The organism is Caloramator sp. E03 (assembly GCF_006016075.1).
Classification (GTDB): Bacteria; Bacillota; Clostridia; order Clostridiales; family Caloramatoraceae; genus Caloramator_B.
Map to the genome: position 1 here is coordinate 217,287 of NZ_CP040093.1, position 24,653 is coordinate 241,939.

The window sequence follows — 24,653 nt, forward strand, 5'->3', positions numbered from 1 at the left end:
ATATCCCCACAATTTTTTATACAAAAATTCTATTTTAAAAAATTAATAAAAACTTTGTTTGAAAAGTCTATTCCCCTATCAGTAAGCCTAATACTATCACCAACATCAATTAAAAGTCCCTGCCTGATTAGATTATTGATTTCAATTTTATAAACGTCATTTATATCTTTATTGAATCTTTTTTTAAATCTTTCTTTCTTAATGCCACTTGCCATCCTAAGTCCCATAAACATAAATTCTGCCATTTCATCATTATAATCTATAGTTTCACTCTCCATAATAGCATTCCCTAAATTGATTCCTTCAATATACTTTTGTATATCTCTATAATTTGAAAATCTAACATTTTTAATATATGAATGGGCACCTGCTCCTATACCTATATATTCTTCATCCATCCAATAGGTTATATTATGTCTACATTCATATCCTTTTTTCGAAAAATTTGATATTTCATATCTTTGAATTCCATGAGCAGATAGTCTTTTAACCGCATAATAATACATTTCTCTTTCAATATCATCATCAGGAAGAATAAGTTTCCCCTTGTTATACATTTCAAAAAATGGTGTACCTTCTTCAACTATTAAACTATAACAGGATATATGTTTTGGATTTAACTTCAAAACATTTTCTATTGTTTCTATCCAGTCCTCCATGCTTTGATCTGGTATTCCAAACATTAAGTCTATATTTATATTTTCAAAGCCCGATTTGATTAAAATATCATAGGTTCTTAAAAAATCATCTAATTTGTGTATCCTTCCAAGTTTTTGTAGAAGAGTATCCTGCCATGCCTGTAGACCAATGGAAATCCTGTTGACTCCAAACATTTTTAAAAGTTTAACCTTTTCAATATCTACAGTTCCAGGATTTGTTTCAAAAGTAAACTCTAAAGGCTCAAAAAACTTTAACTGTTCAAGAAGCTTTTTTAAGTTTGATATAGATAAAATGGTGGGAGTACCCCCACCAACAAATATTGTATCAAATTTATTCTGTTTAATTTTTCTAATTTCAGTTAAAAGAGCATTAATATATGCATCCTGCTCATTTAATCTTACATAAGAGTTAAAATCACAGTAGAGGCACTTTTTAATGCAAAATGGTATGTGCACATAAAGCGATTTTATCATTGTTCCACCTTCAATACTGCCATAAAAGCTTCTTGTGGAACTTCAACAGTTCCAATCTGCTTCATTCGTTTTTTACCTTCCTTTTGCTTTTCAAGTAGCTTTTTCTTTCTTGATATATCTCCTCCATAGCACTTTGCAAGTACATCTTTTCTTAAAGCCTTTATTGTCTCTCTTGCAATTATCTTTGAACCAATCGCCGCTTGTATAGGTATTTCAAATTGCTGTCTTGGTATAACTTCCTTTAGCTTTTCAGCTATTGCCCTGCCTCTATGATAAGCTCTCTCTTTAGGTACTATCTGAGATAAAGCATCAACAACATCTCCATTTAACAATATATCAAGTTTTACAAGCTCTGACTTTTTATAGCCTGCAAGTTCATAGTCTAAGGATGCATAACCTTTAGTTCTCGATTTTAGCACATCAAAGAAGTCATATATTATTTCATTTAACGGAATTTCATAATGAAGCATTACCCTTGTAGGTTCAAGGTATTCCATATTTTTAAATGTTCCTCTTCTTCCCTGGCATAGTTCCATAACTGAACCTACATATTCATCTGGACATATTATAGAAGCATTAACAACTGGCTCTTCCATATAATCTATCTCTGTAGGAGAAGGCATATTCGTAGGGTTAGTAAGTTCTAAAACATCTCCGTTTGTTAATATTATTCTATATATAACACTTGGAGCTGTTGTTACAAGGTCAAGGTTATATTCTCGTTCAAGTCTTTCTTGAACTATCTCCAAATGCAAAAGGCCAAGAAAACCACATCTGAATCCAAACCCTAAAGCTACAGAAGTTTCAGGTTCAAAGGTTAAAGCTGCATCGTTAAGTTGAAGTTTTTCAAGAGCTTCCTTTAACTCTTCATACTTTGAACTATCAGCAGGATAGAAACCACTAAATACCATAGGAATTGCTGGTCTATAACCAGGCAATGGCTCATCGGCTACTCTTTCAGCTTCAGTTATAGTATCCCCCACTCTTGCATCTCTTACATTTTTAATACTAGCAGTAATATATCCAACATCACCAGCTTTAAGCTCTGTAACTTCCATAAAACTTGGTCTGAATATACCCACTTCAGTTACTTCATATTCCTTTCCCGTCATCATAAGCTTTATCTTTGTACCTTTTTTAACAGTACCGTCTTTAATTCTGACAAAGCATACAACACCTTTATAAGAATCGTATATACTATCAAAAATTAATGCTTTAAGTGGAGCATTTTCATCCCCTTTTGGTGATGGTATTTTATCAATGATAGCCTTTAAAACTTCATCAATTCCTATTCCAACCTTTGCAGAAATAAGCGGTGCATCAGAACAGTCAAGTCCTATTACATCTTCAATCTCCTTTTTAACCTCATCTGGCCTTGCACTTTGAAGATCAATTTTATTTATAACAGGCACTATTTCAAGGTCATGATCAAGTGCAAGATAACAGTTTGCTAAAGTCTGAGCCTGTATACCCTGAGTTGCATCAACAACAAGGATAGCTCCTTCACAGGCTGCAAGACTTCTTGATACTTCATAGTTAAAATCCACATGACCAGGGGTATCTATAAGATTTAGTATATATTCTTCTCCCTTTGAATCCACATATATAAGTCTTACAGCTTGAGATTTTATAGTAATTCCTCTTTCCTTCTCAAGCTCCATAGTATCAAGAACTTGATCCTCCATCTCTCTCTTTGTTAATGTTCCAGTTGCTTCAATTAATCTATCTGCTAAAGTTGATTTTCCATGGTCTATATGAGCTATTATGCAGAAATTCCTTATCTTTTCTTGTCTTTTGCTTGGCATATAATTCCTCCTATTATTATGGTAGTTATATTAAAGTTAGTATAAAATCTTTTAAATATATTATGAATCAATGTAAATTATATCATATATTTTAATTATCATGTCAACAAAAAGCATTATTTTAATTTAAGCACTGAGCTATTACCCTTCCAATTACCTTTGCTGATCTTAATGCCTCCTCGAGGCTATTTCCATCAGATCCTACCTCAAGTAATATTATCTTTGAAGATACATCCTGATTGTATATTCCTTTTTTAAACATAAGTCCTCTTGAAAAGTTAGGATATAAACTCTCAAAAACATCATTAATCTTTTTTGCCATAAGCTCACTTTTTGAATGGTTCTTGTTGTTTGTACCAACTACAAACATAACCCTTGCATACCTTTCATTACTTATTATTGCAGTTGTCTTGTTTATATTAACATTGCCATCCCTGTGAAGATCTATTATTATTTTAAGGCTTGAGTACTGTTTTACATATTTTTGAACAGTAGGTCTTGACTTTGCGTATGCTCCTTCTCTTTTAGGAAGATCATGTACAGTAGTATCATGTATAGTTGCAATTCCGTAAACATTTTGAAGCTCATTTTTTATTTCTTCTCCTAACCTGCATACTCCCTTATTTGGATCTGTAGTATAATCTTCATTAGTTCTATTTTGAGGGTTATAGTTTTCAGTTGTATGAGTATGATATATTAAAACCAAGGGCTTTTTAGGATCAAGCTTCATCTTCTTTATAGGTTTTATATTACCTAATTTAACCTTTAAAGGAGAATCTGAATTATTATTTTGTTGTGTTTTATCATCTTGAGCAGAATTATTTACACTATTATTTGTTGAATTATTATTATTTTGTTCATTTTCACTATCACTTTCATTTTCAACATCCTGTTGTGCAACATTTGGTACAACTACAACTGGACCACTTTCTTTTGATATTAGAGAAGTTATATCTATAAGTTGAAACATTGGAATTTGTGAAGTTAAATATGTTCTTGGATCTGATATGTCAATATCTGTAAGATACTTAAAAATTATAGATATTAGCTCCTTTTTATCTTCTTCAAAATCGTTATAATCCATTATAGTTTCAATATAAGCATTTGATTTATCTAAAATTCTCTTATAGACTTCATATTTATCATATAAACCCGATGCTAAACTTGCGGGATATATAATGGGTATAAAAATCTTTATAAGGACATATAATCCAATTATAAAAAAGACTATTTTTCCTATAATCTCTTCACAGTACTTTTTATTCATACTCTCATCCCCTTTGTGCTACAATATATTTTTGCTAAATATAGTTCCATACATTATATGAAATAAACCTATAGGTTATAACAAAAAAAGCAGCAAAAGCTGCTTCAGATTATAATAGTGTTATTTAAATAGATTTATAGTACAAAAGTTATTTTTAATGCACATATCTATTCACATCTTTAAGTTCAATGGCTGGGTGAAGGCATATATTAATCCCATTTGCTATTATTTTTGACATATCCTCAATCAAACTATCTATTTCCTTTGGAGTTACCATTAGATCTCCTATATAAGGATTCAATATTTCTTTTATCATTCCGTATTTTTCTTCTTTATCAACTCTTTTTAGCATATTATAAAAATCTTTGTTATCCTTACTCTGCTCAATTAAAGTATCAATCATTAGATCAATTGTATCATTAGACATAGTTGCAGCATCAACTACCGTAGGTACTCCAATCGCAATAACAGGTATGCCCAGAGACTTATATGTAAGCTCCATTCTCTTGTTTCCAACACCTGATCCAGGGCTTATCCCTGTATTTCCAAGCTGGATTGTAGACACTACCCTCTCCATTTTTCTTGAAGAAAGAGCATCTATAGCAATTAATACATCAGGCTTTATTTTTTCAATAACCCCTTGTATTATTTCAGCAGTTTCAATTCCTGTTATTCCAAGGACTCCAGGTGATAGAGCACAAACAGAATATATTCCTTCTTCAATTTGGTCAGGCATATATTGTTTAAGGTGTCTTGTTATCATAAGCTTTGATACAACTTTAGGTCCTAATGAGTCTGGGGTTACATTCCAATTGCCGAGCCCAACAACAAGAGCAGTTTGGTTTTTCTCAAGATGAACAAGTTTAGTAAGTTGTTTTGCAAGTGATTTGCTAAGCTCATCATGAAAATCTGCATCGTAGTGTCTTATACCGGGTATTTCCATTGTTATATAGATTCCAATTGGTTTTCCTATAATTTTAGCACCAACTTCATTTTCGACTTCTACAGTTGTTATTCTTATACCTTCCATTTCCTCTTCAACATCGACCTTTACCCCTGGTACTTCTCTTTTATTTGATTTCTTATATATCTCTCTGGCTTCTACTGCAAGATCCGTTCTTATATTAAACATAACAATCCTCCTTTTATTATACTAAAAATATTTTTTCCAAATATTTTTAGTAATAAACAAATTATTTCTTAAATGAAATATAAAATTAAACCTGATAATTACTTTTTATTTAACATATTTTACTTGAACAATTTAATCATTAATGTTATAATATCCTTTGTCAATATAGAAACTCGTACGCAGATTCCCCACAATCTGCCTTAATATATTTAATTTTCAAAAGGAGGGAAGAAAATGGCAAATATTAAATCAGCAATAAAGAGAATAAAGATTACTAAAATTAGAACAGAAAGAAATAAAATGGTTAAATCCGCTATAAAGACAGCAATAAAGAAATTTGAAGCTGCTGTTGAAAAAGGAAATTTTGATGAGGCAAAGGTTCTCTTATCCAGAGCTTCTCATTTAATAGATAAGGCTGCTGCAAAAGGAGTTATTCATAAGAACAACGCTGCAAGAAAGAAATCAAGACTTGCTGTAATACTTAATAAAGCAGCTGCAAACTAAAAAAGAAACACCCTAAAGGGTGTTTTTTTAATTACAAAGATTAACTATAAGCATCTCAAGGGAGAGGTTAGGAGATATTCTTCCTCTTTTTATGTTACAATCCGCTTCAAGGCACAAATCAAAGGCTCTTTTTAGTTCATCAAAATTCATATTGTTAGATTGAACAATTAAATTTTTTAATATAATGTCACTTTTAATCTTCAATATTCTTTTTATTTCGCTTTGTTCCTTTTTAAGGAGCAAATACCTTTTAACATTATAAATTAATCTATACTGTCGTATTATCATAGCAAGTATTATAAGGTGGTTTTCCCCTTGAAAAAGAAGATTATTAATTATTGAAATAGCTCCATCAGCATTTTTCTTTATAACAGCATCTACAAGCTTGAATATATTACTTTCAATTCCTTTATAAGAAACTGCATCTATATGAGCTTTTGTAATTATCTTTTCGTCAATTGCAAAAGCACAAATTTTATCAATCTCCATCTCAAGTTCATCTATAGACGAAATATCAGAAATAAAATAAGCAAGCTCAGCCTTTTTAATATCCTTTCCTCTATCTTTAAACATTTCAACGGCTATATTTTCAATGTCCTTTGCTTTAAGCAAGTTATACTGAACAAGATATCCTGAATTCTTCACAGAGGTTACGAATTTATTATTTAAATCAATATCATCATTATAACTTATAAGAAAAATTATATTATCAGGAAGTTCTAAAATATATTTACTTAAAAATGATACTATATCATTTGAACTTAAATTTCCACTAATATTTTCCACACTTTCTTCTTTTGTAAGGGAAGGATTTTTATTTGAGCTTTCCTTTTTTGTTTTCTTTAGAAAATCTGGATTCTTTATATGTACAAGTTTTCTATCTGAAAAAAAAGGCATTGTTTCGCAAGAATTTATAATAGAATCAACATTTATATTTTCACCTGAAAGAGTTATTAAATTAATTTCTGGAAAAAAAGTTATTAAATCATATAAAACTTTAATGCTTTTTCTAATTAGATTTTTTTCTTGTCCGCAAATCAAAAAAATGCCTCTTTTGTTTTTCGATACTATATTTAAAAAATCATTATATGTATTTATTATCATATTATCACCTTTATCTATAATATAATCTATATTTTTCTCCATCAGTTTCAATGGTTATATTTCCTAACTCATCTGTTCTCAAAACTTTTACTCCTTTTTCTTTTAGCTTCTCAATAACCATTTGTGATGGATGATTAAAGTTGTTTTTTCCAACGCTTATTACTGCAATATTTATTTTAGAGTTTTTAAAAAAATTATCACTAAAAGATTCCTTCGAACCATGATGAGGTATCTTTACCACATCAAAATCCCCTTCTATACTGTCCATAACACTTTTTTGTGCATCAGACGTTAATAGAATTGAAAATCTTTTATACTTTAAATTTAATACAATACAAGTTTCATTACCTTCTAAACTTTCTTCATCACCATCAGGATAAAGCACATCAATAACTAAATTTTTAATTTTAATACTATCACCCTTTGATAACTCAATAAAATCATAATTTTTTCCAATCAGCTTTTTAAAGGAAATAACACTTTTAACTTTAAAATTATTAACTAAATATTCAAACCCTCCTGCATGATCATTGTGTAAGTGGGTTAATACAAGCATGTCGATTTTATTATAACCACATCTTTTTATATAAGGTGCTACTACATCTCTTGCTGCTGAATATTCACTAAACTCTGGGCCAGTATCTATAAGTATGCTACCCCTTTCTGGAGTTTCAATAAATATACTATCTCCCTGACCAACATTTAAAAAATGTATTTTAAGTGTATGAGGATTATAAAATAAACTAAAAACCATAGAGAATATAATAACAGTATTAATATAAAAATATTCTTTTTTATATTTTATAAAATCAAAAAACAATAAAATAAGTATATAATAAGAAATTATAAAAACAAGATTTGGTCTTCCGAAAACTAATATACTATTTATTTTAGTTAAAAAATTTACAATATTAATAAATAAACTTCCTAAATATACAACTGGATATAATATAAAACTTAACCTAATTACAGCATATATAATAGAAGAAGTAAAACTCAAAATAGTTAAAAAAGCAATTAATGGAGAAATCATAATGTTTACAATAACAGATATTAAAGACACATATCCATTATACCAAAGAACAATTGGTAAAGTTGCAATAAAAGCCGATATTGCAGTAGCAGCCTCATCTTTAAATATCTTTAACTCAGGAAATAAAGATTTTATTTTATTTTTTAACAATACTATTCCATAAGTTGCAGAAAAAGAAAGTAAAAAACCAGGATTATAAATATAATAACTATTTATAATAAGCATAATATATCCAACTATTGTTATCATTGTTATTAAATCAACTGTTCTTCTTATTATTTTAGCAATAGTAATCAATACTATCAATAAGAAGGCTCTTAATATAGAAGGTTGAAACCCTGAAAGAAATGTATATATAAAACACAGCAAAAGACTTATTATATCTCTTATATTTGCAGGGATATTTTTTAAAACATATTTTAAAAAATAAAATATAATACCTATATTAAACCCTGATACTGCAAGTATATGAGATATGCCAAGCTGATTAAAACTCTCTCTATTTTCATTATTTAAATTCTTATCATATCCAAATAAAAGACTGCAAATAAAATCTCCTCCTTTATCATCTATACTCATAATCCCATTTATTATTCTATACTTAAATTTTATTGGTAACGTAATTATATTTTTTCTGTCTTTTATTTTAATTTCGTAACTGTATGCTGAAATATAAGCATTAATATTATTTGCATTCATTAATAAAACCCTATAATAAGGTCTTTCCCTAACTTCTCCTGTAAAAATAATATAATCCCCTGCCTTTATGTTATTTGCACCATAAACCCTAAGAATTACCATATACCTATCCTTATAATTTTTTATAATTAAGCTATTATCAGCCTTTTCAATGACATAGCCTTCTAAGCTTTTATAGCTTTTAATTGTATTATATTTATAATCAAAAATCTTCATATTAATGTATGCTGCAAATATACCAATAAAAAAAATTATTATACAAAAATATACTATGTTATTTTTCTTAAAAATAAAAAATATTAAAAATAGTGCAGATAATACTGCACTAATATAAAGATAGCTTCTATTGTTGAAATATATAATACCTAAAATAAAAAAAGGATATAGATATAGAGCAATCCTTTTCATAAATATTTAAAACCCCACAATTCTTCATATTATATTTTCTAACAAATTTCTATCATTCAGTTATCTTATTTATATTTTTCCCATAATTGGTATTATTTAATACTTTTCCTATAAAAAAACTGCCAAAATGGCAGTTATCTGTCTATTCTAAGTTTTAGTGTAATTCCAGTTTTTTGAGCTGCAATCACAATTGGAATAGCTGCTGCTGCACTAACTCCTGCCTGTATCATATTTGCAGGAACATTAGGATAAGCATTACCAATACCAAACATAAAATATTCATAAATGAAATATCCAAGTACCATCCACATTCCTGCAACAATTGAAGCAATAACAATAGAAGTTGACCTTAAATTACCATCAACATCTTTTTTAATAAGAACAGCAAATATTAAACCTTCAAGACCTTTTATTATAAAAGTTGCTGGAGAATAAATAAAATAACCTCCTAATATATCAGCAATGGCAGAACCGAGTCCTCCTGCAACAAAACCTATTCTTCTTCCTAAAATTGCAGCAGTTATAAAAATCATAATATCACCAAAGTTTATATATCCCATCTTTGGAGAAGGTATCCTGATTATCATGGTTGCTACTGTAACTAGTGCCACTGCTAATGAAGTATAGACAATATTCTTAATTTTTTTATTCATTTTAATACCCCCTTTAATGTATCGATACATTAGTTGCAACTAACCTTCAAGATAATATTATTTATTTTTTTAGTTTTGTCAATATAAATTTTAAAATTTATATTGGCAAAACTAAAAAAATTGAAGACATTACCTGTACTTTGGATAATGCCTTCAAATTTCTTTACATATCTTTTTCTTGCTGCTTTTTATTTTCAAATTCAATACCTACCTCTTCTGTTAAATCCTTATTATAAAACTTTTTTATTACTATTGGTATAACAGAAAGCAAAATTAAAAAAATAATTGAAAAAACAAATTGCCATGAATATATGTTGTGTAAAGAGCTTCCAAAGTTGCTATAGATAAAAGTCCCTGGTATGATGCCAAGTATTGTCCCTGCTATATATTTAAAAATACCAATATCCGAAAGACCACATATATAACTAACAACATCGCAGGGAAGAATCGGTATAACTCTCATTAAAAAAGTTATAGTAAATCCTTTTTCCTTACATTTGTTATCAAGTTTTTTCAGTTTACCCTTAAGCAACCCCTCAACCCATTCTCTTCCCCAATATCTTGCCATATAATATGCTATTATTGAGCCAATTGTACTCCCTGCAACTGTATAAGCAGTACCTTTTACTGTTCCAAAAAGAATTCCCCCAAGTACAGAAAACAAGCCTATTGGCAAAAGAATTATGGGCCTTATAATGCATAATATTAAAAAAATAAATGGGGCAAACTTGCCATAAGACTCAACAATCTTTTCTACATTTTTTATGTCATATAATCTTAAATATACAACTAAAGCAATTATAAGTAATAAGAATATTGACAGGGTAATAAGTTTTTTTATACTTTTTTTACCATCAACCATTGATTGGTCTTGCATATTATCACATCTTCTTGCTACTTATTTGGTTTAAAAAGTTTCTCTTATTTTTTGTTATCTTTTCATAAGTAAGAGGATCGATGCTACCTTTCTTTAAAAGTTCATTGGCATAGTTTAAAAATATTTCTATTAGCTCAACAAGCTGCTCTTCAATACTCATTTTAATCACCAACTTATAAAATTTTTTAATCCTCTTATATTATTCTTAAATAAATATTCCATTTTTAATTTTAACAATATTTACCTATAATATCAATATAAATTTTAACAATATATGTACAGCTTCAGTATATTAATATAAAGGGAACCTATACATCACTTAGCTGATTTTTGTTCTCAAGCAATAGATTCTCATGTAGCTTTATGAAATCTATCTTGCTTTTTATTTAAAAGCTCTTTACTTTTGTTTAAAGCTTCACAAAAATTTCCACAATCATATCAGCTAAAATAATATATCGGTTCCCTTATCCTATTTTAATTCAAGCTATAAATATTTTTAATTTAATATATTAACTAACAACTTCTTGTTGTGGTTCGCTTTTTATTAGTCCCCTAATTGCCTTTGTAGGACATTTTACAGCACATGCATTACACTGTGTACATTTTTCATAGTCTATTTTTGCAAGGTTGTTTTCAAATATTATTGCTCCAAACTGACATGCTCTCTCACACATTCTGCATCCAATACATCCTACAGCACAATTATCTTTAACATCTTTTCCTTTGTCCTTTGAATTACATACAACTCTTACTTTTTTATCAGCAGGAACTATTTCAATAAGTCCCTTTGGACAAATTTTTGCACATTTACCACAACTTGTGCACTTATTTTCATCAACAACAGCAACACCATTAACAATACTTAATGCTCCAAACTCACAAACCTTTACACAGCTTCCAAGTCCAAGACATCCATAAGAGCACCCTTTATAGCCTCCCCCTGGTAATAAAGCCGCATCTCTACAATCAGCAATACCAGTATATTCATATTTATTCTTTGCGTTATTGCATGTTCCATTACACTTAACAAAGGCAACATTTTTTGTTAATGCATCTACTGCAAGTCCAAGAACCTCTCCTATTTTTTTTGCAGTTTCTGGTCCTCCTACAGGACATGCATTTGGTGCTGCTTCTCCTTCAACCATTGCCTTTGCACAGGCATCACATCCTGCATATCCACATCCACCACAATTTGCCCCTGGAAGGATATCCCTTACTATAGGAACTCTCGGATCAACTTCAACAGCAAACTTCTTTGAAGCATAACCAAGAAGAGATCCAAATAATACTCCAAGTCCTCCTAAACTAATCACAGGGAATATTATACTGTTCATATCCATATTCTCACCCCCTATTTAATTAATCCTTGGAAACCAAGAAAAGCTATTGACATTAGTCCTGCTGTAATAAGGGATATTGGAAATCCCTTAAGTGCAAGGGGCATACTTTCATTATTATCAATTCTTTCCCTAATACCAGCAAGAAGAACAATTGCGAGAAAGTATCCAAGAGCTGCACCAATTCCATTAACAATTGATTCAATAAAATTGTAATTTTCGTTCATATTAATAACAGCAACAGCAAGCACAGCACAGTTTGTTGTTATAAGTGGCAGATAAATTCCAAGAGCTTTATAAAGTGCTGGACTTGTCTTTTGAATAACCATTTCAACAAACTGAACAAGTGCGGCAATAACTAATATAAAAGCTACAGTATAAAGATACTTTATATTTAAAGGTACTAATATAAAGTGATATACAACATAAGAAATTATAGAGGCTAAAGTCATAACAAAAGTAACTGCAAGTCCCATTCCAAATGCCGTATCAGTTTTTTTAGATACACCAAGGAATGAACATATTCCAAGAAACCTTGAAAGTACAAAGTTATTTATGAGAATTGCACTAAAAAGTATAATAAATATTCTCATTTTTCTTTCTCACCATCCTTACTTTGCCTTATTCCTTTATTTTGAATCACACTTACCACAAAGTCCACAGCCAGCACATCCAGGCTCTATGAGCTTTGGTTCCTCTCCATCCTTTGCATTCTTTATTCTATATACATTAAGTAGTGCCATTAATATTCCAAGAGTAAAGAAGGCCCCTGGTGCAAGTATCATTATTATTGCTGGTTTATAAGCCATAGGCATTATTTGGAAACCAAATACTTTTCCGGTACCAAGAAGTTCTCTTATTGTACCAAGAATAGTAAGTGATAATGCAAAACCAAGTCCCATTCCAAGCCCGTCAAACATTGAAGCAAATACTCCATTCTTTGATGCATAAGCTTCGGCTCTTCCTAATATAACACAGTTAACAACTATTAATGGTATAAATATACCAAGAGACTTATAAAGCCCTGGAACAAATCCTTGAAGTAAAAACTGAATTAGTGTAACAAAGGAAGCAATAACTACTATATAAGCTGGTATTCTTATTTTTGAAGGAATGAGTTTTCTAATCAAAGAAATTGCAATATTTGAAGCTACAAGAACTGCAGTTGTAGCAAGTCCCATTCCTATACCATTAGTTGCACTTGTAGTAACCGCAAGTGTAGGACACATAGCAAGTACCTGAACAAATATAGCATTCTCTTTTACAATTCCATTATATAACCTTTCAAAAGCTACCTTCATCACTTGCTTCCTCCTTTCAAATTAGAGGTATAAAAGTTTATTGCCTCATTTACACCTTTTGTAACCGCTTTTGAAGTAATTGTAGCACCTGTTATTGCCTGTATCTGATTAGGTTTTGAAGGTGTTGTTTTTACTACTTCTAAAAGTGGATCTATTGCTTTATCTTTATACTGTCCAGAAAACTCTTTACTTGGTGCATTCGCTCCAAGACCTGGAGTTTCTGAGTGAGATAATATTTTTATACCACTAACTTTCCCGTCCGTTGATATTCCAACCATCATTTCTATCATTCCACCATATCCCTTTGGTGTTACTTTAATTGCATACCCTACAACATCATTTCCTTTTTTCCCTTCATTAACTTCTTTAACTATACTACCATCTGGTATTGTTGCTTCTAATTTATTAAATTGTTCTGCTATTGGGAGTATTTCTCGCATGGCTTCATTGTTAGCTTTTATTGCCTGCTGAGCTATTGGTTCTTTAGTAATTGAGTAAGCCCATCCAAGTAGACATCCAGCTATTGCTGTAACTATTAAAAGTATTGCACCAAGTTTTAAATTTTCCTTCATTTACTTCACCTCCCCAAAAACTTTTGGGATTGTATATTTATCTATAATAGGTACGAATAAGTTCATTATTATTATTGAATAGGAAACTCCTTCTGGATATCCTCCATATATACGAATTATTGATGTTAAAAGTCCACATCCTATTCCCATTATTATCTGACCTAAAGGAGTTATAGGTGATGTAGAATAATCAGTTGCCATAAATATAGCACCAAGCATAAGTCCACCTGCAAATATTTCATACACAGGATTTCCTGACATAAATCCATGTCTACCTAATATTCCCATTAATACAAATACTGTTCCTATATAAGTAACTGGTATTCTCCATGATATTACTCTCTTATAAAGAAGATATAACCCTCCAATAATAAGAGCAAGGGCTGAAGTTTCACCTATACATCCTCCAACGTGACCGATAAAAACATCAAACAATGATGGGAGAGCAGATCCACCCTCTTTTAATATTCCAAGTGGTGTTGCGCTTGATACTCCATCAACCACCCATGAAGTCATCTGAACTGGCCATGATGCTAATAAAAATGCTCTCGCAGCAAGGGCAGGATTCATGAAATTCTGTCCTAATCCACCAAAAAACTGTTTTACAATTATTATTGCAAATATTCCTCCAACTACTGGAATCCAAAGTGGAACTGTTGGTGGAAGATTAAATGCAAGTAAAAGCCCGGTTACAGCAGCACTATAATCTCCTATAGTTATCTTCTGCTTTGTTAGTTTTTGCCAAACATATTCAGAAAGAACACATGATGCAACTGATACAATCATTACAAATAATGCCTGAATTTTAAAGAAATAAATGCCAGCAGCTGCAGCTGGAAGTAGTGCAATTATAACATCTCTCATAATCCCCTTAATAGTATCATTTGAACGAATATGAGGGGAAGATGAGACCGTAAATTTCATTTCAGCCATAATATCCCTCCTATTTAGCTTTTCTTTCTATTTGCAAGTATTGTTCTCTTTGCCGTACGGAAAGACTGAACAAGGTGTCTTTTTGCCGGACAAACAAAGGAACAACTTCCACATTCTATACAATCCATTCCATGAAGTTTTTCAAATTGCTCTAAATCATTTCTTAAAGCAAAAGAATTTAATGTTGCTGGTAGTAAATTCATCGGGCATGCCTCAACACACTTACCACATCTTATGCAGTTAAATTCCTCTGGGATAGCAGCTTCTTCTTCAGTTAAACATAATATTGCAGAGGTGCCTTTAACAACTGGAATATCTATGGAAAAAACTGCTGTTCCCATCATGGGACCTCCTGCAATTATTTTTGCAGGCTCTTTCTTAAATCCACCGCAAGCTTCAATAAGTTCTCTAAACGACATACCAAGCCTTACATTAAGATTTTTAGGTTCAGCAATAGCACCGCCCGTTACAGTTACAATTCTTCTCATAAGGGGCCTTCCTCTAAGAACAGCTCTTTCTATTGCAACCATTGTTTCCACATTTTGAACTATGCATCCAACATCTGCAGGAAGCTTTCCTGATGGAACTTCTCTTTTTGTTATTGAATATATAAGCTGTTTTTCTGCTCCTTGAGGATATTTAGTCTTTAAAACTTTAACTTCTATGTTCTTTTCATCTTTCACTATCTTTTGTACTGCTTCAATCGCATCCATCTTATTATCTTCTATTCCAATGTATCCTTTAGCTTCTGGGAATAAATGAAGTGCGATTTTTAGACCATCCACAACTCTTTTAGTTTCTTCAAGTAAAACTCTGTGGTCAGATGTAAGATATGGCTCACATTCTGCAGCATTTACAATTATTGTATCTATCTTCTTATCAGGAGGTGGTGCAAGTTTTACGTGAGTTGGGAATCCTGCTCCTCCCATACCTACAATACCAGCTTCTTGTATTATTTTTAGTATTTCTTCTTTTGTAAGATTCTTATAGTCCTCTCTTTTTTCCATACCTTCTACTTTTTCATAAAGTCCATCGTTTTCTACGATAACAGAAAGTACCTTTGAACCATTTGGATGAAGTACTGGTACAACATCTTTAACAGTTCCTGATACACTACTGTGTATTGGAGATGAAACAAATCCCTTAGCTTCTCCAATTTTTTGCCCCAGTAATACCCTATCTCCTTTCTTTACTATAGGTTCACATGGAGCACCTATATGCTGTATCATTGGAAATACAAGAATCTGTTTTGGTAATAAATATTCAATAGGCTTATGTTCTGTAAAGTGCTTACCATGAGGTGGATGCACCCCTTTTTTAAATGTTAGAACGCTCATAACAAATCCTCCATTCTTTTTTGAAAATGAAGCACATCTAATGTTAATCCCATCCAATACGGTGACAACATTCGACCATACAATTTTTATTTTATATTATTATAATAGCCATTGCAACATAGTTATTTTATTAACTAAATGCATTATGTTTTAATTTTCATACAATAAATGCTATACTTATACCATGCTTAATTTATATATCAATATTAAAATATGCTTCTGTATCAATTCCTATAATAAATAGTGTAATTTTGCATTTTAAATAAAAAACTACTCTTTTAAGTTGTAAATATTCAAAAAGTAAACCTTAAGTTTATATGATGTCTGCATATAAAAAATACTTGACAAAGTTATAAAGTAATGCTAATATTGAACAAAATTATTTATATTAAATTCTCATCAAGAGAGGTCGAGGGACTGGCCCAATGAAGCCTCGGCAACCTACAGGCTCATTTGCCTGAAAGGTGCCAATTCCTGCGCTTGATAAAACAAGCGAAAGATGAGAGAGGAAGGCTCTTATTAAAAGTACAATAACCTCTTTCATCATACTATGATGAAAGAGGTTTTATTTTTGGTTAATAAAATTTTATATAGAAGGAGAGATATATTATGAGTAAAAGAGAATTAAAATTTGACACGTTGCAAGTTCATGCAGGTCAGCAACCAGATCCTGCAACAGGTTCAAGAGCTGTTCCAATTTATCAAACTACATCTTATGTTTTTAACGATTCAGATCATGCAGCTAACTTATTTGCTTTAAAAGAATCCGGAAATATATATACAAGAATGATGAATCCAACAACTGACGTCTTTGAAAAAAGAATAGCAGCCCTTGAAGGAGGAGTTGGGGCTTTAGCCGTAGCATCTGGATCAGCTGCAATTACTTATGCAATTTTAAATATTGCTAGCTGTGGAGATGAGATAGTATCTTCCAACACCCTTTATGGAGGAACATATAACCTATTTAATTATACATTATCAAAATTAGGAATCAAAACTATATTCGTTAATTCCGATGACCCTGATAATTTTAAAAAAGCAATTACTGAAAAAACAAAGCTTATATACATTGAAACAATAGGTAACCCAAAATAAACCTTGTTGATATTGAAGAGGTTGCAAAGATAGCTCATGAAAATGGAATTCCTCTTATTATTGACAATACTTTTGGAACTCCTTATTTAATAAGACCAATTGAGTTTGGTGCAGATATAGTAATTCATTCTGCAACGAAATTTATAGGTGGTCATGGAACATCAATTGGTGGTGTAATTGTTGATTCGGGTAGATTTGATTGGGCTGCAAGTGGTAAATTTAAAGGTTTGTCAGAGCCTGATCCAAGTTATCATGGAATTAATTATTATGAAACTTTTGGAAAACAAGCTTATATTGTAAAAGCAAGGGTACAACTATTAAGAGATACAGGAGCTTCAATTAGTCCATTTAATTCTTTTTTACTTTTACAAGGACTTGAAACACTTTCATTGAGAGTAGAAAAACATGTATCAAATACTAAAAAAATAGCTGAATTTTTAAACAATCACCCCCTTGTATCATGGGTTAACTATCCAAGTTTGAAAGGAAATAAATACTATCATTTAGCTCAAAAATACCTTCCAAAGGGTGCTGGCTCTATATTTACATTTGGTGTTAAAGGGGGAGCAGAAGCTGGTAAAAAATTCAGTGAGAGTCTTGAAATTTTTTCACTTCTTGCTAATGTTGCAGATGCTAAATCTCTTGTTATTCATCCTGCAAGTACTACTCATTCTCAATTATCTAAAAAAGAGCAAGAAGCATGTGGGGTTACCCCTGACATGATAAGACTTTCAATAGGAATTGAAGATGTAGATGATCTAATTTATGACATAGATCAAGCATTACATAAAGCAACTCGTTAAATAAACATTAGGATAGGAGTGATATTATTGCTTATAAAAGATATTTTTAATCAAAAAAGGCCTGTTATATCCTTTGAAATATTCCCTCCAAAAAAAGAATATCCTATATCCACTATATATGAAACAATAGAAAAGCTGAAAGACTTAAACCCCGACTTTATCAGCGTAACTTACGGATCCGGTGGAGGAAATAGAGATAGAACTGTTGAAATCGCATCTACCATTAAAAATAACTATGGAATAGAATCTCTTGCACATCTTACATGTATAGCTTCTTCAAGAAATGAAATACAGGAAATTCTACATCATCTTAAAAATAATGGTATAGACAATATTCTTGCACTAAGAGGAGATTTACCAAAAGATTTAGATTCCAATAGCTGTATGTCATATATGTATGCAAAGGATTTAATCTCTCAAATTGTTAAAATGAACGGTTTTTGTATCGGTGCAGCTGCATACCCTGAAGGACATATTGAGTCTGAGAACTTAGAAGAAGATGTTAAATACTTAAAGGAAAAGGTAGATGCAGGCGCTGATTTTCTAATTACACAGCTGTTTTTTGATAATGAAATGTTTTATAATTTTAAAGATTTAACTGTCAAATACGGAATAAATGTACCCATTACAGCAGGAATCCTTCCTGTACTTAATAAAAGCCAAATATTAAGAATTATAACTTTATCTGGTGCATCTCTCCCCAAGAAATTTATAAGGATTTTGGATAAATACGAATACAGTCCCAAGGCACTATTTGAAGCAGGAATAGCTTATGCTACAGAGCAGATTATAGATTTACTCTCTTGGGGAGTTGATGGAATACACCTTTATACTATGAATAAAGCCGAAGTTGCTATAAAAATTATAGATAATATTAGTGAAATAAAAAATGCTCTTAATCAAGTAAATTTTGCATAATAGAAAGTGATAATATGAATATAAACAAAAATGAAGTTTTAAGATACCTTGGGATAAAAAGTAACCTTAATGATAAAAAACTAGATTCAATTGTTGACTCATGTATACAAGAAACATTAGAGTACATTGACCCTAAATATATCTTTAAGATATTTAATTTGGAAAAAAAATAAACTATATAGCTATTAATAAAACAACATTAGTATTAAAAGGAAGAGATATTTATAATCATCTATCCAAATCAGATATGTGTGCTTTTTTAGCAGCAACTTTAGGAAGTAATATTGATAATAAAATAAAATATTATGAAAAAACAGATTTTACAAGAAGTATAATATTGGATGCATGTGCTACAACAGCAATAGAAGAATTATGTGATATGGTAGAAGAAGAAATAAAAGCAATTGCTTTAGAAAAGTATAAAAAAAATATAACAAATAGATACAGTCCTGGATATGGAGATTTAAGTCTTGAATACCAACCTTCTATCATTAATTTACTTGATGCAAACAAAAGGATTGGCCTTACAGTAACTGATAGTTTAATACTAATACCTAGGAAATCAGTAACAGCTATTATAGGATTTCAAGATGATTATATAATAAAAGAAAGTTCAAAATGCAACAAATGCAAGAATAACTCTAACTGTTTCTATAGAAAAGGAGAGAACTACTGTGAAAAACAAGATACATAATATTTTAAATAAGAAAATTATTTGTTTTGATGGAGCAATGGGAACAATGCTTCAGGAAGCAGGACTTTTAGGAGGAGAAATACCAGAAGTTTATAACATAATTCATCAAGATATAGTTGCAAACATTCATAAAAAATACAAGGATGCTGGTGCTGATGTTATTACTACAAATACTTTTGGAGCAAATAGATATAAGCTAAAAAATACTGGATATACTGTGGAAAAAATAATTACAGAAGCAGTTAAAATAGCAAAGTCTTATTGTAGCGATAAATTAATCGCACTGGATATTGGTCCTATTGGACAACTTATTGAGCCCTCTGGAACTTTAAAATTTGAAGAAGCCTATGATATTTTCAAGGAACAGGTAATAGCCGGAACTAAAGCAGGTGTTGATTTGATACTAATAGAAACAATGACAGATCTATATGAGACTAAAGCAGCTGTTCTTGCTGCAAAAGAAAACAGCAACCTTCCAATTTTTACAACAATGACCTTTGAGAAAAATGGCAGAACAATGATGGGAACTGACGCAAAAACAATGGTTTTTGTACTTCAAAGCCTTGGAGTTGATGCTGTTGGAGTTAACTGCTCGCTTGGACCTAAAGAAATAATGCCAATTGTAGATGAGATACTAAAATATTCAACAATACCTGTAATGGTTCAACCTAATGCAGGTTTACCAAGCTATGATGGAGAAAAAACATTTTATAATATAACACCAGATGAATTTGCATTTTACATAGACATTATGGTAAAAAAAGGAGTAAAAATTGTAGGCGGTTGCTGCGGTACTACTCCTGAGTTTATTAAAAAGTGCAAATCATATATTGAAAAAGTTGAGCCTAAAGAAATTGATGTAAAACGCCTAACAGTAGCCTGTTCTTCAACAAAAAGTGTTATTTTTGATGATGGCATAAAAATAATTGGTGAAAGAATTAATCCAACAGGAAAGAAAAAATTAAAAGAGGCTCTTAAAGAAAGCAATATAGATTATGTATTAAATGAAGCAATCCTTCAAAAGGAAGCTGGTGCAGATATACTTGATGTAAATGTTGGACTCCCTGAAATAAACGAAAAGGAATTGATTACCAAAATAATTCGTGAAATTCAAGGTATTATGGATATTCCTCTCCAAATTGATAGCTCTAATTATGAGGTACTTGAGGCAGCAGCAAGGATTTATAATGGTAAACCAATAATTAATTCTGTAAATGGAAAAGAAGAAAATATGAAAAAGATTTTTCCTATAGTAAAAAAATATGGTGCATTAGTAATTGGATTGACTATTGATGAAAAAGGAATTCCTGAAACAGCAAAGGAAAGGGTTTTAATTGCAGAAAAAATAATTAAAACTGCAAATAATTATGGTATACCAAAAGAAGATATATTAATCGATTGTCTCGTTTTAACAGCATCTGCACAGCAAAAAGAAGTAATTGAAACAATAAAGGCTGTTGAAATAATAAAAAAAGAGTTTGGAGTTAAAACTGTGCTTGGAGTAAGCAACGTTTCTTTTGGACTTCCAAACAGGGAAATACTTAACAGAACTTTTCTTGCAATGGCCTTAACAGCTGGACTTGATGCCCCAATAATTAATCCTCTATCTTATGATATGCTTGAAACTATATATTCCTTTAAAGTTTTGTCAAATATGGATAAAGAAGCAGAAGAATATATTAAATATTGCAGTAGCTCATCATACACAGCTATCAAAAGAGAATATAAAAATACCTATGAAAAAGAGCAAAAAAATATAGATACGAATTTAATTCCAGTAACTGATAATAATGATTTTTCAAATATACTAATCAATGCTTCAAAAGAACAGATTACTGAAAAAACAAAGGAACTTTTAAATAGTTATAAACCTCTTGATATTATTAACCTTTTTTTGATACCCGCACTTAATGTTGTGGGATTGAAATATGAAAAAGGAGAATTATTCTTACCCCAACTAATAAAAGCTGCTGAAGTTGCAAAGAAATCCTTTGAAATACTTAAAGAAAATATGAAAGAAGATAGTAAAACAACATTTGGTAAAATAGTTCTTGCAACTGTAAAAGGTGATATACACGATATAGGAAAAAATATCGTAAAAATATTACTTGAAAACTATGGATTTAAAGTTATTGATTTGGGAAAAGATGTACCGCCTGAAGAAATACTAAAAGCAGTAAAGGAAAATAATATAAAACTTGTTGGTCTTAGTGCTCTTATGACAACTACAGTTAAAAGTATGGAGGATACAATAAAATATTTATCGGATTCCAACCTATCCTGCAAAGTAATGGTAGGTGGTGCTGTATTGACACAAAAATACGCAGATATGATAGGTGCAGATTTTTATGCAAAGGATGCTATGGAAGCCGTTAGAATTGCACAGAAAGTATTTAATGTTAATACTGATATTTAACAAAGCATATAAGGAGGAATAAAAATGCCAATTAATATACCTGATAATCTTCCAGCAAAAGAAATTTTAAAAAATGAAAATGTTTTTATTATGATGCATGAACGTGCTATACATCAAGACATCCGTCCACTAAAAATCGCAATACTTAACTTAATGCCAACTAAAATAATTACAGAAACTCAGCTATTAAGGCTTCTTGGCAACACTCCACTCCAAGTTGAAATTTCACTTATTCATACAAAGACACATACATCTAAAAATACACCTGCTGAACACTTAATTACGTTTTATAATACATTTTATGAAATAAAAAATCAAAAATTTGATGGACTTATAATTACAGGAGCACCAGTTGAAAAAATGGAATTTGAAGAAGTTGAATATTGGGATGAACTCACTGAGATTTTTGAATGGAGCAAAACAAATGTGACCTCAACATTCCATATATGTTGGGGAGCTCAGGCAGGGCTTTACTATCATTATAATATAAGAAAATATCTACTACCTGAAAAAATGTTTGGTGTGTTTCCTCATCATATTACTAAGAAAACAGAACTCCTAAGTGGTTTTGATGATGAATTTTATGTACCACATTCGAGACATACAGAAATTAGAAGAGAAGAGATTGAACAAGTTGAGGAACTTTCAATTTTATCAGAATCTGTAGAAGCAGGTGTTTACATTGTTGCATCAAATGATGGAAAACAAATATTTGTAACAGGTCATTCGGAATACGATCCTTTAACATTAAAAACTGAATATGAAAGGGATTTAAATCTAAATTTAGAAATTAAAATACCTAAAAATTACTTCCCCAATGACGATCCTACAAAGGAACCTATTGTTAGATGGAGAAGTCATGCAAATTTACTTTTTTCAAATTGGCTTAATTATTATGTTTATCAACAAACACCATATAATCTTTACGAATAAGTATTTATTATAATTACATATCAACTAAATAAAAAGGTTATAACTACTTTAGTAAAAGTAATTATAACCTTTTTATTTTACTAAATTTTGGCGGGAGTATGTGGGAATCGAACCCACCCGTCGAATTTTTTGTATTTATATATTTCTACAAATCCCTAAAAGCATTGATAATACTGGATTCTTTCACTTTATCAAACTAAAGCATTTTACCTTTATCTAAAACTATTGTGGGAAAAGTGTGGGAATAAAAATCAGCTTAAAATGCAGTTATTTCATATACTCATCTATAAACAGTCAAAAGCAACTCACACTTTTAGACCACATTTCCCCCCGCCAGCTCACGCAAAAAGAAAAAGCCCACTGGGAGCCTACACATAAAATTAATTATTTTTAAATTTACCAAATTTTTTTTGAAGATATTCACAAATAACTTGTTTATCAAATTCGTTTGTAATTTTATTTATATATAATATTGGTTCAAACTCCACATCAACTAATTGATTGTTTTCTTCTATAAAACTCCATTTATACAACCAATACTTACAATTCACACCATAATAGTTTGATAAATCTACATAAATATAGTTTGTTTTGGTAAAGTTAATATCTCTAAATTTATTATATATTTGTTCAAGATAATCTGCTGGGTCATCGTATTTATTAGCTTCCAATATAACAGTAACTATTCCATTTATATTATAAATGTAAAATTCAAAATCTATATTATCAGTATTTTGTTCAAAAATACACTCTTTTTTAAAAATAAATTCATGTTGTGATCTCATAATAATCACCACCTTTATAATTTATATTATAGATTATAATTAATTATTACAATCAAAAATTTTTTTATATGTATCTTTTATCAATAATAGAATTTCATCATATTTATGTTTTGCATCATTATAATTATCTACAATTAATTGATTTTTTAAACCTCCACTACTATGACTAATATTATTTCTAAATGTTTGTATTTCATTATAAACGTCTATTATAGTGCATTTTATATTTTCTATATTTGTTTTATATTTTTGTTTAACCTTATTTAAACATTCCTCTTCTATTTTTCTATTATGTATAATATTTCCAAAAGTCCAATTACTTTTTATAATATTTTTTCTATCTTCTAAACCAATTTCAACCAATGTCTTTTTTAAATACCCTTCTAGTGCTTTTGCTACTGGGCATAAAACAGGACTATATTCATTTAATATAATATTTTGACTTAATAGTATTTGTGCAGATACAATATACATTCTATCATATTCAGATAAATAATTATATGCTGCTTGTCCTAAATAATTTTTTACTTTTTCTTCATAGCTATTATAATTCTTACCCTGTTCTTTTTGTTTAGTTTCATTTAACATAATTCTATCAATTATATCATTTACAGTTAAAGCTTCCTTATTTCTTTCAATAATTTGGCATACATCTTCCCACAACATATGATTTAATCCTTGAAGTTGTATTGTATTATTTGTATAACAATTTATGCACAACTTTTGCCTATTTACTTTATTCTGTATTTCTATATTCCATTTAAAATTTTGGCCTTTTTTAACCTCAATAAAAATATATTCATCAGTATCAAAAAATTCTTTTATTTTTTCGTAAATTGTTTGAGTTTCTTTATTTTTTAATTTGTAGTAACTATAACTTATGTTTTTAACTGTTTTAATTTCTCCATGGTGTT

The 24,653-nt window shown here is 30.2% G+C and carries 22 protein-coding genes, 1 pseudogene and 1 riboswitch; of the genes and pseudogenes, 6 read left to right on the forward strand and 17 right to left on the reverse strand.

What is annotated here, in order from left to right; genetic code table 11:
• Window positions 1-29: 29 nt before the first annotated feature.
• From hemW to gpr, 4 genes are all read right to left on the reverse strand, one after another.
• Window positions 30-1,133, reverse strand: coding sequence for a radical SAM family heme chaperone HemW (gene hemW / locus FDN13_RS01165; RefSeq protein WP_138978500.1), 1,104 nt, complete (start codon window positions 1,131-1,133; stop codon window positions 30-32).
• Entirely contained in the window at window positions 1,130-2,938 is a 1,809-nt protein-coding gene (gene lepA / locus FDN13_RS01170; RefSeq protein WP_138978501.1) for a translation elongation factor 4, read from the reverse strand. The genes hemW and lepA overlap by 4 nt, the downstream gene beginning before the upstream one ends.
• A 121-nt stretch (window positions 2,939-3,059) precedes the next feature.
• On the reverse strand, window positions 3,060-4,205 hold the full coding sequence (locus tag FDN13_RS01175; protein WP_138978502.1) for a stage II sporulation protein P: 1,146 nt from the start codon (window positions 4,203-4,205) through the stop codon (window positions 3,060-3,062).
• Window positions 4,206-4,359: 154 nt separating this feature from the next.
• Window positions 4,360-5,337 carry a GPR endopeptidase gene (gpr, locus tag FDN13_RS01180; protein WP_138978503.1) on the reverse strand — a complete coding sequence of 326 codons (978 nt, stop codon included), beginning with the start codon at window positions 5,335-5,337 and terminating at the stop codon, window positions 4,360-4,362.
• Between the two features lie 234 nt (window positions 5,338-5,571).
• On the opposite strand from gpr, the gene rpsT reads away from it, so the two are divergent.
• Entirely contained in the window at window positions 5,572-5,841 is a 270-nt protein-coding gene (rpsT, locus tag FDN13_RS01185) for a 30S ribosomal protein S20 (RefSeq protein WP_138978504.1), read from the forward strand.
• Between the two features lie 27 nt (window positions 5,842-5,868).
• Here rpsT and holA read toward each other — a convergent pair whose 3' ends face one another.
• The 11 genes from holA to rsxC form a co-directional block, all read right to left on the reverse strand.
• Window positions 5,869-6,987: a DNA polymerase III subunit delta gene (holA, locus tag FDN13_RS01190; RefSeq protein ID WP_168190027.1), complete on the reverse strand. Its 1,119-nt coding sequence runs from the start codon at window positions 6,985-6,987 to the stop codon at window positions 5,869-5,871.
• The gene (locus FDN13_RS01195) at window positions 6,956-8,893 is read right to left on the reverse strand and encodes a DNA internalization-related competence protein ComEC/Rec2 (RefSeq protein WP_168190028.1); all 1,938 of its coding nucleotides are present in this window, start codon (window positions 8,891-8,893) and stop codon (window positions 6,956-6,958) included. Before FDN13_RS01195 ends, holA begins: the two co-directional genes overlap by 32 nt.
• A 326-nt stretch (window positions 8,894-9,219) precedes the next feature.
• Window positions 9,220-9,738 (reverse strand): ECF transporter S component, encoded by a 519-nt coding sequence (locus tag FDN13_RS01200; RefSeq protein ID WP_168190029.1) that lies wholly within the window; start codon window positions 9,736-9,738, stop codon window positions 9,220-9,222.
• A 163-nt stretch (window positions 9,739-9,901) separates the two neighbouring features.
• Window positions 9,902-10,615 (reverse strand): TVP38/TMEM64 family protein, encoded by a 714-nt coding sequence (locus tag FDN13_RS01205; RefSeq protein WP_138978508.1) that lies wholly within the window; start codon window positions 10,613-10,615, stop codon window positions 9,902-9,904.
• 4 nt (window positions 10,616-10,619) lie between these two features.
• On the reverse strand, window positions 10,620-10,775 hold the full coding sequence (locus FDN13_RS14170; RefSeq protein WP_168190030.1) for a hypothetical protein: 156 nt from the start codon (window positions 10,773-10,775) through the stop codon (window positions 10,620-10,622).
• Between the two features lie 349 nt (window positions 10,776-11,124).
• A complete protein-coding gene (locus FDN13_RS01210; RefSeq protein ID WP_138980995.1) occupies window positions 11,125-11,949 on the reverse strand; it encodes an RnfABCDGE type electron transport complex subunit B in 825 nt (274 codons plus the stop codon).
• A 17-nt stretch (window positions 11,950-11,966) separates the two neighbouring features.
• On the reverse strand, window positions 11,967-12,545 hold the full coding sequence (gene rsxA / locus FDN13_RS01215; RefSeq protein ID WP_138978509.1) for an electron transport complex subunit RsxA: 579 nt from the start codon (window positions 12,543-12,545) through the stop codon (window positions 11,967-11,969).
• 36 nt (window positions 12,546-12,581) lie between these two features.
• Window positions 12,582-13,253, reverse strand: coding sequence for an electron transport complex subunit RsxE (gene rsxE, locus FDN13_RS01220; RefSeq protein ID WP_138978510.1), 672 nt, complete (start codon window positions 13,251-13,253; stop codon window positions 12,582-12,584).
• Window positions 13,253-13,825, reverse strand: a complete 573-nt coding sequence (locus tag FDN13_RS01225; protein WP_138978511.1) for an RnfABCDGE type electron transport complex subunit G — start codon at window positions 13,823-13,825, stop codon at window positions 13,253-13,255. Before FDN13_RS01225 ends, rsxE begins: the two co-directional genes overlap by 1 nt.
• Entirely contained in the window at window positions 13,826-14,758 is a 933-nt protein-coding gene (locus FDN13_RS01230; protein ID WP_138978512.1) for an RnfABCDGE type electron transport complex subunit D, read from the reverse strand.
• A gap of 14 nt (window positions 14,759-14,772) precedes the next feature.
• Window positions 14,773-16,095, reverse strand: a complete 1,323-nt coding sequence (rsxC, locus tag FDN13_RS01235) for an electron transport complex subunit RsxC (protein WP_138978513.1) — start codon at window positions 16,093-16,095, stop codon at window positions 14,773-14,775.
• 393 nt (window positions 16,096-16,488) lie between these two features.
• Window positions 16,489-16,601, forward strand: a riboswitch (SAM riboswitch).
• 103 nt (window positions 16,602-16,704) lie between these two features.
• On the opposite strand from rsxC, the pseudogene FDN13_RS01240 reads away from it, so the two are divergent.
• The 5 genes and pseudogenes from FDN13_RS01240 to metA all read left to right on the forward strand — a co-directional run bounded on the left by FDN13_RS01240 (window position 16,705) and on the right by metA (window position 22,954).
• Window positions 16,705-17,993: pseudogene (locus tag FDN13_RS01240) on the forward strand (homocysteine synthase).
• Between the two features lie 27 nt (window positions 17,994-18,020).
• On the forward strand, window positions 18,021-18,911 hold the full coding sequence (gene metF / locus FDN13_RS01245; protein WP_138978514.1) for a methylenetetrahydrofolate reductase [NAD(P)H]: 891 nt from the start codon (window positions 18,021-18,023) through the stop codon (window positions 18,909-18,911).
• 247 nt (window positions 18,912-19,158) lie between these two features.
• Window positions 19,159-19,605 (forward strand): vitamin B12 dependent-methionine synthase activation domain-containing protein, encoded by a 447-nt coding sequence (locus FDN13_RS01250; protein ID WP_138978515.1) that lies wholly within the window; start codon window positions 19,159-19,161, stop codon window positions 19,603-19,605.
• Window positions 19,606-19,642: 37 nt separating this feature from the next.
• Entirely contained in the window at window positions 19,643-22,021 is a 2,379-nt protein-coding gene (locus FDN13_RS01255; RefSeq protein WP_138980996.1) for a homocysteine S-methyltransferase family protein, read from the forward strand.
• Between the two features lie 24 nt (window positions 22,022-22,045).
• Window positions 22,046-22,954 carry a homoserine O-acetyltransferase MetA gene (gene metA / locus FDN13_RS01260; RefSeq protein WP_138978516.1) on the forward strand — a complete coding sequence of 303 codons (909 nt, stop codon included), beginning with the start codon at window positions 22,046-22,048 and terminating at the stop codon, window positions 22,952-22,954.
• A 380-nt stretch (window positions 22,955-23,334) separates the two neighbouring features.
• Here the strand turns inward: metA and FDN13_RS01265 are convergent, their stop codons facing one another.
• Together FDN13_RS01265 and FDN13_RS01270 are read right to left on the reverse strand one after the other, a co-directional pair.
• Window positions 23,335-23,739 (reverse strand): hypothetical protein, encoded by a 405-nt coding sequence (locus FDN13_RS01265; RefSeq protein ID WP_138978517.1) that lies wholly within the window; start codon window positions 23,737-23,739, stop codon window positions 23,335-23,337.
• 39 nt (window positions 23,740-23,778) lie between these two features.
• Window positions 23,779-24,405, reverse strand: coding sequence for a hypothetical protein (locus FDN13_RS01270; protein ID WP_243120241.1), 627 nt, complete (start codon window positions 24,403-24,405; stop codon window positions 23,779-23,781).
• Window positions 24,406-24,653 lie beyond the last annotated feature (248 nt).

What these genes read in the sequence shown, in the direction of transcription:
- hemW (WP_138978500.1), bottom strand. Translation starts at nt 1,133, where the DNA reads ATGATAAAATCGCTTTATGTGCACATACCATTTTGCATTAAAAAGTGC.
- lepA (WP_138978501.1), bottom strand. Translation starts at nt 2,938, where the DNA reads ATGCCAAGCAAAAGACAAGAAAAGATAAGGAATTTCTGCATAATAGCT.
- FDN13_RS01175 (WP_138978502.1), bottom strand. Translation starts at nt 4,205, where the DNA reads ATGAATAAAAAGTACTGTGAAGAGATTATAGGAAAAATAGTCTTTTTT.
- gpr (WP_138978503.1), bottom strand. Translation starts at nt 5,337, where the DNA reads ATGTTTAATATAAGAACGGATCTTGCAGTAGAAGCCAGAGAGATATAT.
- rpsT (WP_138978504.1), top strand. Translation starts at nt 5,572, where the DNA reads ATGGCAAATATTAAATCAGCAATAAAGAGAATAAAGATTACTAAAATT.
- holA (WP_168190027.1), bottom strand. Translation starts at nt 6,987, where the DNA reads ATGGAGAAAAATATAGATTATATTATAGATAAAGGTGATAATATGATA.
- FDN13_RS01195 (WP_168190028.1), bottom strand. Translation starts at nt 8,893, where the DNA reads ATGAAGATTTTTGATTATAAATATAATACAATTAAAAGCTATAAAAGC.
- FDN13_RS01200 (WP_168190029.1), bottom strand. Translation starts at nt 9,738, where the DNA reads ATGAATAAAAAAATTAAGAATATTGTCTATACTTCATTAGCAGTGGCA.
- FDN13_RS01205 (WP_138978508.1), bottom strand. Translation starts at nt 10,615, where the DNA reads ATGCAAGACCAATCAATGGTTGATGGTAAAAAAAGTATAAAAAAACTT.
- FDN13_RS14170 (WP_168190030.1), bottom strand. Translation starts at nt 10,775, where the DNA reads ATGAGTATTGAAGAGCAGCTTGTTGAGCTAATAGAAATATTTTTAAAC.
- FDN13_RS01210 (WP_138980995.1), bottom strand. Translation starts at nt 11,949, where the DNA reads ATGAACAGTATAATATTCCCTGTGATTAGTTTAGGAGGACTTGGAGTA.
- rsxA (WP_138978509.1), bottom strand. Translation starts at nt 12,545, where the DNA reads ATGAGAATATTTATTATACTTTTTAGTGCAATTCTCATAAATAACTTT.
- rsxE (WP_138978510.1), bottom strand. Translation starts at nt 13,253, where the DNA reads ATGAAGGTAGCTTTTGAAAGGTTATATAATGGAATTGTAAAAGAGAAT.
- FDN13_RS01225 (WP_138978511.1), bottom strand. Translation starts at nt 13,825, where the DNA reads ATGAAGGAAAATTTAAAACTTGGTGCAATACTTTTAATAGTTACAGCA.
- FDN13_RS01230 (WP_138978512.1), bottom strand. Translation starts at nt 14,758, where the DNA reads ATGGCTGAAATGAAATTTACGGTCTCATCTTCCCCTCATATTCGTTCA.
- rsxC (WP_138978513.1), bottom strand. Translation starts at nt 16,095, where the DNA reads ATGAGCGTTCTAACATTTAAAAAAGGGGTGCATCCACCTCATGGTAAG.
- FDN13_RS01250 (WP_138978515.1), top strand. Translation starts at nt 19,159, where the DNA reads ATGTGTGCTTTTTTAGCAGCAACTTTAGGAAGTAATATTGATAATAAA.
- FDN13_RS01255 (WP_138980996.1), top strand. Translation starts at nt 19,643, where the DNA reads ATGGGAACAATGCTTCAGGAAGCAGGACTTTTAGGAGGAGAAATACCA.
- metA (WP_138978516.1), top strand. Translation starts at nt 22,046, where the DNA reads ATGCCAATTAATATACCTGATAATCTTCCAGCAAAAGAAATTTTAAAA.
- FDN13_RS01265 (WP_138978517.1), bottom strand. Translation starts at nt 23,739, where the DNA reads ATGAGATCACAACATGAATTTATTTTTAAAAAAGAGTGTATTTTTGAA.
- FDN13_RS01270 (WP_243120241.1), bottom strand. Translation starts at nt 24,405, where the DNA reads ATGTTGTGGGAAGATGTATGCCAAATTATTGAAAGAAATAAGGAAGCT.